This is a genomic window from Lactobacillus sp. ESL0246, from assembly GCF_003692965.1.
Classification (GTDB): domain Bacteria; phylum Bacillota; class Bacilli; order Lactobacillales; family Lactobacillaceae; genus Lactobacillus.
Window position 1 is genome coordinate 25,261 of the sequence record NZ_REHC01000013.1, and the last position, 9,645, is coordinate 34,905.

The 9,645-nt window shown below is 35.2% G+C and carries 7 protein-coding genes; 4 read left to right on the plus strand and 3 right to left on the minus strand.

Going from position 1 to position 9,645, the window contains the following annotated elements; translation table 11 throughout:
* The first annotated feature begins 99 nt into the window (after positions 1-99).
* The gene (locus F5ESL0246_RS07445) at positions 100-3,093 is read left to right on the plus strand and encodes a TIM-barrel domain-containing protein (RefSeq protein ID WP_122019199.1); all 2,994 of its coding nucleotides are present in this window, start codon (positions 100-102) and stop codon (positions 3,091-3,093) included.
* A 59-nt stretch (positions 3,094-3,152) separates the two neighbouring features.
* Here the strand turns inward: F5ESL0246_RS07445 and F5ESL0246_RS07450 are convergent, their stop codons facing one another.
* Both F5ESL0246_RS07450 and F5ESL0246_RS07455 read right to left on the minus strand, forming a co-directional pair.
* On the minus strand, positions 3,153-3,758 hold the full coding sequence (locus F5ESL0246_RS07450; protein WP_122019201.1) for a hypothetical protein: 606 nt from the start codon (positions 3,756-3,758) through the stop codon (positions 3,153-3,155).
* Positions 3,759-3,903: 145 nt separating this feature from the next.
* Positions 3,904-4,824, minus strand: a complete 921-nt coding sequence (locus F5ESL0246_RS07455; RefSeq protein WP_122019203.1) for a cytochrome C5 — start codon at positions 4,822-4,824, stop codon at positions 3,904-3,906.
* 147 nt (positions 4,825-4,971) lie between these two features.
* Between F5ESL0246_RS07455 and F5ESL0246_RS07460 the strand changes: the two genes are divergently transcribed.
* Complete coding sequence (locus tag F5ESL0246_RS07460; protein ID WP_122019205.1) at positions 4,972-6,207, plus strand: MFS transporter; 1,236 nt, start codon at positions 4,972-4,974, stop codon at positions 6,205-6,207.
* A 186-nt stretch (positions 6,208-6,393) separates the two neighbouring features.
* Here F5ESL0246_RS07460 and F5ESL0246_RS07465 read toward each other — a convergent pair whose 3' ends face one another.
* Positions 6,394-7,623 (minus strand): MFS transporter, encoded by a 1,230-nt coding sequence (locus F5ESL0246_RS07465; RefSeq protein WP_122019207.1) that lies wholly within the window; start codon positions 7,621-7,623, stop codon positions 6,394-6,396.
* Positions 7,624-7,721: 98 nt separating this feature from the next.
* On the opposite strand from F5ESL0246_RS07465, the gene F5ESL0246_RS07470 reads away from it, so the two are divergent.
* Positions 7,722-8,573: a helix-turn-helix domain-containing protein gene (locus F5ESL0246_RS07470; RefSeq protein ID WP_122019209.1), complete on the plus strand. Its 852-nt coding sequence runs from the start codon at positions 7,722-7,724 to the stop codon at positions 8,571-8,573.
* A gap of 399 nt (positions 8,574-8,972) precedes the next feature.
* Positions 8,973-9,155 (plus strand): hypothetical protein, encoded by a 183-nt coding sequence (locus F5ESL0246_RS08280; RefSeq protein WP_158593160.1) that lies wholly within the window; start codon positions 8,973-8,975, stop codon positions 9,153-9,155.
* The last annotated feature ends 490 nt before the right edge of the window (positions 9,156-9,645 follow it).

A 9,645-nucleotide genomic window follows, 5' to 3' on the forward strand; every position in this document is an offset into this window, starting at 1 on the left:
AATTGGTCTTTACCAGTTCAATCACAAATACTACGGAAAGTTTTCGTTTTTTAGTTATAATATGTAGTAGTAGAAAGATTGAAGAAGAAAGCAAAAATCATGATACAAAATAATCAAACAAATAAACATCAATTAGGAGCATTAACTGGCGCCAGCAAATGTGAAAACTATTATGAACTGCACTTTAATACTGGTGAAGTAGCACATTTTTACATTCTGGCTGATGGTATTTTCCGCTTTTTACTTGATCCTGAACAAACTTTTAATGAAAAACGGAGTCCACTTGGCGAACTCGAACAATTTGATAATACAGCTTTCGAGAATTCACAAGTTCGCGCTACGAATGATTCGCTAATTATTCAATCAGGTAATTATCAAATTATTTTTGGACAAAAACCAGCTGTAATGAGTATTTTCGATGAAACAATTCATCGCACTCGCATGGCTCAAGCCCAGCCACTTGAATTGGCAAATAATGCAACAAGTGAACTTTTAGTTCAAAAGAAAAGCGAATTTTACTTTGGTGGTGGCCTGCAGAATGGCTATTTTAGTCATAAGGGCCACAAAATTGAAATTAGCCGTAATCAAATTACGGGGCAAGGTGGCATCCCTTTGCAAGTACCTTTTTTCTGGTCAAACGCTGGTTACGGCGAATTGCGCAATACCACTCAAACAGGAACATATGACTTTGGACAAAATGTGCAAAATTTAACTACTATTATGCATCATGACCAGATTTTCGACAGCTTTTATCTACTTGGCGAAACTCCCCAAAAAATTATTGCAAAATACTATACTTTGACAGGACAACCACTATTATTACCCAAATATGCATTAGGCTTAGGGCATATTGGCAATTTTTGCACAACTTTATGGGAACCAAGCAAAGCCAAGGATCGCAATGCTACTCGTTTTGGAAGCAATTATTATACTCGTACCAATACAGATGCAAATGCGGCTGGCAAAGCATCTCTTAATGGAGAAGAAGATTACCAGTTTTCTGCGCGCGGCTTAATTGATCGTTACCAAATGGCTAACTTTCATTTAAACTGGTTAGTTCCCAACTATGAAGCACCAATGCCTAATCACCAAGCGCTAGACTTCTTTAATGACTATGCACTTAGACAAGATGTTCATCCCGGATTCTGGCATAAAGAACCTCTTGCACTACCAGAAAAAACGACTTTTACTTTCACTAATCACGTCGAACTAATAAACTCAGATAATGAACAATTGGCAACTCATTTAAAACGCAAACGACCACTAGTTTTGAGTGATAATGGCTTTATGGGAATGCAAAAAAAAGCTGCTTTAATTTTTGCTGGAATAGGCGGTAATTGGGAAAATATTGCCACACAGGTTGCAGGAATGCTCGGGGCAAATCTCTCGGGCCAGCCGTTAGTTGGAGCTGCCGTTGATGGTGCGCAAGGTGGAGGCAATGCTCAAATATATGTTCGTGACTTCGAATGGAAGACCTTTACTCCCCTACTATTTAACTTGGATGATCAAGGAAATTTTAGCAAAATTCCATTCGCTTATAATAAAAAAATAACTGAAATTAATCAGTCATATCTAAAGCTACATGCTAAATTAAAGAATTATTTATATACTTTAAACGCACAAGCACAGTTTGGGTTTGCTATTATGCGCCCCTTATTCTTAGCTTTTCCTGAACAACGATCTAACTATACCGATCAGTTTGATAGCGAATTCATGCTCGGCGATAATTTCTTAATTGCCCCAGTAACTAATGGTCGAGAAGATGATCGTGGCAATACTCGCAAAGATAATCTTTACTTGCCAGGCCCTCGCACCATATGGATTGATTTTTTTACTGGCCAAAAATATGCTGGCGGGCGAGTTTACAATAATCTTTCATATCCATTATGGCATCTACCAGTTTTTGTTCGCGGCGGTAGCATTCTGGATTTAGGACAACGTGATTTTGTTATCTATCCTCAGGGAAGTAGCGAAACAACAATTTATGCAGATTCTGATCTAACGGACTTTAAACATAATCATTGTGAAACCCATATTCAAAATACCTATAATGACGAAAAGCTGATTGTGACACTTGACCCTATTAAAGGTAACTACCCCGGATTCAATAGCAATCAAGAAACCAAGTTAACAATTATGTGTGATGCTTATCCTGATCAAGTAACAGTTAAAATCAACGACCAAATAGTTCCCATACAAGAATATGGAACTATCGAAGCTTTTAACCATGCTAACGAAGGAATTTTCTATAATACCAATTATGTCTTACCGGAATTTTCTTCATATCAAAAACAAAGACAAACGGCATTACAAATTAAGTTAGCTAGTCGTGAGCTTTCCAATACTAAAATTGAAATTATTGTCCAGAATTTGATATATGGCGACCATGTTTTGGTTCATGCAATTACCAGTGGGCTCTTATCCTCGCCCAAATTACCAGCAGTTGATTCAAGTAAAATAACCGCGCACTCATTTGAATTAGCTTGGTCTCAACAAAGTAGTGTTCAAGTTGAAATTAATCATTTGATTTACGAAGGAATTACTGGCAAAAGTTTTACTTTCCATGAGCTTTCACCCAACACACGATACATTATTAGAATGCGTTATGTTTCTGGCAGTAAAGTTTCAGAATGGTCAGATCTTTTTGGTGTAATTACTAAACCAGCCGCAATTTCTTATGCTATTCATGATATTCAAACAACATGTAATTTTGAAAGCAATTCACAACATCCGTTGGCTTACTTAACTGATTTGAAATTAGCCAGTGAATGGCAAAGCAATCAATCAGTTTTAGAAGATAACCCACTACAACTAACTTTTACTTTTAAAGAAATAGAAAAATTGAGCCGAATGGTATTTGTACCTCGTAACATTGATCATGACGGCGATCCTACTGATCTTAGCCTTGCTATATCAACCGATGGTGCAAATTATACTATTTACGCTGACCATTTAAAATGGAAAGCCGATAGTAAAAATAAAGTGATTGGCTTACGAGACGTTCGGGCTAAAGCAATTCGCCTAACTATCTATCATTCATCTGGTGCAATGGTTGCTGCACGTGAAATTCTCTTTTATCGCGCTAAAAAATAATATACTAAAAAAGTCTAAGTTCTCAAATTCGAGAACTTAGACTTTTTATTTAAGAATTATTATTGCAATAAGTCGCCTAAATTAAAATAAGTCATATCAGTGAACTTTTGCTTACTATATTTTTGAGCTAATTCTGGCGTTGTAAAGTACTGATTTACTACTTTACCTGTATAATCTGCTTCAAAGACGACTTTAACGGTTTGCCCATCTATGTTTTCTTCATGCATGGTATAAGCTGTTGCCATCTTGGGAGCATGGTCATCCACTGGTCCAATCACGGTCCATTTTAATCCCCGCATCTTGCGTGTTTTTTCAATTCTCATCGCTTTTTCATAATACTTGTCGAACTTACCTGGCATTTGCCAAGGATATTTATTTGTTCCCTTAACTTTACCAACAACATAGACAACTGCGTAAAGCTTTTTTCCATTAGTCCCAGGTCTTGAAAAAGAATGCTTAGTGATCTTCATTGGTGACATATTTGAAACTTGGGTATACCATGTCCCGCGTAAACTTTGCGGTAAGGTATAGCGTTTGACAAGCCCGTATTTATTACCTTTTGCGGCCGCTTGAATAGTTTGTTCAGGGTGCACAGCAACCGTAGCTACTCCTGCTAAGGACAGCCCCAAGGCCGTAATTAAAGTAATTATTTTTGCTTTTTTCATTTGTTTTTTCCTTTTATGTAAATTATTAGACATTGCATATTATACTTCTTAATATTCAAATTAGCAAACGATTTCAACAAACTTATTTAATTAATATTTAAGTATCAAAAAAATAAAACCGCATCCATAGTAGAAACGGTTAATATCAATTAAATTTATCTTGTTTAACGATGCGATAGATTGAAATTACTAAAACTAATACTGCACATAATATCGCAACATATGCCATTGGTCCAATACTGATTGCAGCCCGTGCTTGATCATGAGCTAGTTGATTTTCCATCGCGTATTCAGTAATCCACTTGCGCATTAAATGAGGAGTTAATATAAAACTAAAAGTGGCAATAATTGATGCCGTCAAAGCAGTATTTCTCGCATAAGGTTCACGGAAAAACTGGGCTAAAACACAGAATGCTGGTGCTAGCATTAAAAGTAGTATCCACATAATAATTAATCGTCCCGCATGGCTACTCATCATTTGGGCACTATTTGTTGCATAACGGTATTTGCCCCACAATTGGCCACCGGTTAAAGTATTTAATAAACTTAAAAAATACGAACCTTGTTGCCCATAAACGCCGCCACGATTGGATAAGATACCTTGAACAATCTGCAAGCCATCGGTTGAACCCGCTGTAGAAAAATTAACGGTGACTACCTTTTTCATGTATGTTGCCAAAAACATAACAATTGAGCCACCGAATTGCAGAGCTCGCAGCATACTTAATTTTCTCTGAGCCTTTAATTTAAATTCAAGACTTAATACACGGTTGGGATGATGACTGCGCCCAATTACTAAAATGCCAATAATAACAAGGACAAGTAATACTCCTAAAAGCCACCATAGTTTAGCCATAATAAAAAAGATTCCAAGAACAACAACTGCTACGGCTAAGTATGGTCGATCGGAAAAAATTTCCCAAAAATTCAATTTAAGGTGTCGATAATTACTACGTGAAGCAGGTATTTCTGGTGAAGAAGATGTTCCAGATACTTTTTCTATCCTAGCTGTATTCTTCTGATACTGTTTACGATATTCACGCCGCGTCATGTGCGAATGCTCCATTTAAAGACACCTCTTTCTTTCAGAAATATTATCCTATCACTTTTTTTGAGCAAATTTCTTGTCTTTAGCAAATTCTTAGTAATTTTATTGTGCTAAAATAAAAAAGATAGTTTTTTTAAGAAAATCAAAAAGAAAGATGAGGACATTTTGGCACGTTCTAATACACTGCCAGCTGGCTGGCACAAAGCTTTTTATACTTTATGGTTAGGTTGTTTTATTACAGGCATGGGTTATTCAATGACGATGCCATTTATTTCATTATTTATTGCAGACCTTGGGCATTACTCTCAATTGCAGGTTAGTCTTTATTCCGGACTGGCTTTTGCAATGACTTTTATTGCCCAGGCAATAGTTTCACCTTATTGGGGAAATTTAGCTGACCGCAAGGGACGCAAATTAATGTGTATGCGAGCTTCTGGGGTAATGGCTCTAACGATTACCGCCACCGGATTTGCACCTAATGCAATTTATATCATCGTTATGCGATTCATTCAAGGTGCCTTTTCAGGTTATATCAATAATGCAACGGCACTGATTGCGGGAGAAACCCCACATCAAAAAAGCGGTTGGGTCATGAGTCAGATGATGACCGCAGGTACCGCTGGCAACTTAGTTGGCCCACTTTTAGGTGGCCTTTTATCCAACTTTTTTGGTAATTGGCTTGGTGGGGCCTGGGGCTATCGAATTCCCTTTTTTATCACCGGATTCTTGATGTTGCTAGTCTTCTTAGGCTCTACATTTCTGGTTAACGAAGAATTTACACCAATTTCACGTGAAGCAATGAAACCAATGAAAGAAATCATGCATACGCTTCCTCACGTCAAATTAATTGTAGCAATGTTTCTGACAACGTTATTGGTTCAAGCAGCTAATATGTCAATCGATCCAATCGTATCGCTGTATGTCAAGTCCATGATGCCTAATAGTAAAAATATTGCCTTTGTTGCCGGCGTGGTTGCCGCTACGCCAGGACTTGGAACCTTGCTTGCTGCTTCCAAAATCGGTCACAAAATGGACGAAATTGGACCACTCAAAATTTTACGCGTAGGTTTGAGTGTTGGCGCAATTCTTTTTGTACCGATGGCGCTCACCCACTCACCGTGGATATTAGCGGGATTACGTTTCCTTCTTGGAATTGCCAGTGCAGCAATGCTTCCAGCCGCACAAACAGTCTTAACTCTAAATACGCCACCTGAGAGCTTTGGTCGCATTTTTAGCTATAATCAATCTTTTCAAGCCGTCGGTTCTGTTTTTGGCTCATTAATGGGTTCCGCAATTTCCGGTGTATTCAATTATGCAACTGTCTTTTGGACAACAGGATTGATGCTAGCGATTAACTTTATTTTGATCATTTTCTTTAGCTTAAAAAAAGAAAAGAATTAAATAGAGTCTAGGAAAAACTAAAAATAAACCAAAAGCCAATAATACTTGAAATTAACCTTCTAAATTGGATCAAATGATATGAACCCCGAAGTTAGGACAACTTCGGGGTTCATATCATAATTCAGTTTGGAGGTTTTTTATTTAAATATCTTTAGATAAAAAATTTCTTTTTTCTACACTCTCTTATCACTTATTAACTTCTTTTTTCATTAAAACGAGTGTAATAATCAAAACCATACCATTTACTGTTAATAGTAGTCCTAAAGAATAGTTTACCCTTGAAACAGCGGATATTGTGGTAAACACAGTTGTCATTATGGGACTGACAAGTAACAAAATTGTATTTAATAGTCCAACCGTTGATGCCAAAATTTGGCGCTCAACCGTTGATACCATCCACTGAGTTAGCTTGGGGCTTGCAATTCCAGCAAAAAAGCCTAATAAACTATACGCTGCTAATCCCCAAAATATCTGTTTAATAATCAATGCACTAGTAACAACTATTGCAGCAATAGTTGCTAACAAGATAATTTTATATAAAGACACTTTCTTAAAAATTTTCACACCCCAAATACTACCTAAAGATATTCCAACAGCCGCTGCGCCACCAACCAAGGCAATTGTAAAACTATAGGTACCAATTATCATTTTCTGACGATTACCGGCAACGACAATCGCTATTAAGGGCTCAATCGTACTAAGAACTCCATTTAATAAAGCAAGCACCAAAACCGTACTCAACAAGCCTGAAGCTGTTTTTACTTGTCCAAATGATTTTGTTACTACTGAGAAGAAACTACGTTTCTCTATTTCATTCTGAATAGTGCTACTTATTTGTCCTCGCTCTACGCTCCAATAAATTATCCCTGCAATAATAAATGTTGCACTGTTAACAATTGCTAGCATTGAATAAGACATAAATAGTAGCATGCCAGCGCCTACAAATTGTGCTACCATTGTAATAATCTGTGAAACACCTGCAGTAAAACCCTCTGCTTCCGCAACTTGATCTTCTTTAACCAAATTAACAATTATAGGCGTCATTAATCCGGTCGAATAAATTCCTGCTGTATCAGAGAAAAAATTAATAATGATTACCATCATAACCAAATTCCAACCAGCAATGTTTAAACTAAAAAGAACACCAACTAAGAGATATAGCACACCCCTAAACGCAGCCAACCAAACTATTTTTTGAAATTTATTGCGAGTTTGATCGGCTAAATATCCACCAACACTTGCAAATAATTTAGGAACAGACTCAGAAATTGCGATTAACGACAATGCCAATGAATAATTTTTTAATTTACTGGCATAAGTCACTAATGCTAAATAAAATAAAATGTCACCCGCACTTGATAAAATACTTGCAAGTGAAAACTTGCGATACTTACTATTTTTTAAAAAGATATCCATAATTTTAGCTCCATCTTTCTTTTTATTGATATCTTTATTTTAATTAAGCTATAATTTGATGTGTAAAAATGTCATATATGAAATCTGGAGTAAACTAAATGACAATTGCTAAATTACTTAAAAGTTACCGTTTGGCAGCTGGCAAAACACAAAAAGCATGGATTGGTGATATTGTTAGTCCATCTTTTTATTCTAAAATTGAAAAAAACACGACCAGAATTTCAGCAAGTGATTTAATTGAAATTTTAAATTACAATCATGTTAATTTAGCTGATTTTTTTAGTCAAGTAACTAATCAAGAAAAAAATGGCTCCTTAACAGTTAAAGAACTTAATGATCGAATTATTAGTGCCTATTACCATAATAATCTGAGTCAACTTAAAAAAATCAAACATGAGTCAGCTAGTACCCTTTTAGTAAAACAAGAAAAAATTGCATTAATACTTGATGCCTGCATAGCTTTAATAAGTGGCTCTGACACTCAATTCACTGAAGAAGAAAAAATTGCAAGTAAAAGTTTGTTTTTCTCTACTGAAAATTTTGATCAGAATTCCTTAGTAATCTTTTGCAATTTTATGTACTTTTATGATTTCGATAGTAACCTAGTGATAACTAAAAAAATTATCAAACAATTTCAAAATAGTTCGAATATAGAAATTCAGTATCTACTGTTAGCAATTTTATCCAATATGATCACTATGTGTATTGAGAACCATGTCTACCATCAGGCTAAGGAATTACTTATAATGGCACAAAAAATTCCCACACAACCAGAAACATGCTTTCTTAGAATAGCAATCTTAATTTTAGAAAATCTCATAAATTATCATGATGATCCCCAACAGATTTTTCTTGATAACTGCCAAAAAGAAATTGAACAGTTATCTATACTAGGTATGACTGAAAGTAGTCGAGATTGGCAAAAATTTGTTGCTCAATACCATGATTAACAAAAAACGCATCTTCTTGAAGTTAACCCCCGGAATTGGACAAAGATTCCAATTCGGGGTTTTTATTATGTCCAAATTATCTAAACAAGATAGAATGGGAGATTATATAATCAAATTGAACACCAAGACTAAATCTTGCTATTTTATATAAAAAGGCCCATTGCTCTTTCTGTTAGAATGTAATTACCAACACAACATTCATCAAGAAATTCCATGGACCAACATTAATACTCGTCAAATAAGCAATTAAGAACTACTCTGCTCTTGCAATTTCAGAAATAGAAGAATGGTACAATGGCTTACCAAGCAAAAAAGCTTGATTTGTTAAAAAATAACAGTAATTGAACTAGAATTGACGTAATTCCTATTACAGCTTTAATACCGTCCTTCATTTCTGTAATGGTCGTAACAGAAAGTGCAAATAATCAGATTTTGCAGCAAGATGAAACATTGGTTGCTATATTAACTTGTCTTCTTGTTGTAATAGTATATATTGCATTAAACGCTTTATATCAAGGCTTTTGTAATAATAGGAATAAACAAAATTCAATTATAGCGACATATATAGCAACAAGTAATTGAAAACATTTTACTATATTTTTTGTGTTTCCTTATTTTTATTCTCATATAAGCTTAACTAAATATTAAAATTGACATTTATTTTAAATGATAGTATCATTTTTAATCAGCAAGAAGCAACGTTTATTTGAAAGGAAGTGTGTTTTATGAGCAAAGATATACTTAATTTAAATATAGAATCTTTGACCTTGGTATCATCAGAAGAAGATATATATGGAGTTACTTCAACAGGATGCTGTAATGGCAATCACACTAAATTTCATGATAAATAGTCTGATAACATTAATATTAAAAGTAGAGGTCATTTTGATCTGAACCCCGAAATTAAGACAAATTAATTTCAAGGACGCCCTCGTCATGAAAGCTAAAAACAAGCTGATCAAGCAGGAAAATCACCGCTTAAAGCAAGAAAACCAAGCCTTACGCCAAGCGAACTTAAAACTTACTATCGAGAACGAATTTGTAAAAAAATTGCACGTCTTAGTCAACCAAA

What these genes read in the sequence shown, in the direction of transcription:
- F5ESL0246_RS08280 (WP_158593160.1), top strand. Translation starts at nt 8,973, where the DNA reads ATGGTCGTAACAGAAAGTGCAAATAATCAGATTTTGCAGCAAGATGAA.
- F5ESL0246_RS07465 (WP_122019207.1), bottom strand. Translation starts at nt 7,623, where the DNA reads ATGGATATCTTTTTAAAAAATAGTAAGTATCGCAAGTTTTCACTTGCA.
- F5ESL0246_RS07455 (WP_122019203.1), bottom strand. Translation starts at nt 4,824, where the DNA reads ATGGAGCATTCGCACATGACGCGGCGTGAATATCGTAAACAGTATCAG.
- F5ESL0246_RS07450 (WP_122019201.1), bottom strand. Translation starts at nt 3,758, where the DNA reads ATGAAAAAAGCAAAAATAATTACTTTAATTACGGCCTTGGGGCTGTCC.
- F5ESL0246_RS07470 (WP_122019209.1), top strand. Translation starts at nt 7,722, where the DNA reads ATGACAATTGCTAAATTACTTAAAAGTTACCGTTTGGCAGCTGGCAAA.
- F5ESL0246_RS07445 (WP_122019199.1), top strand. Translation starts at nt 100, where the DNA reads ATGATACAAAATAATCAAACAAATAAACATCAATTAGGAGCATTAACT.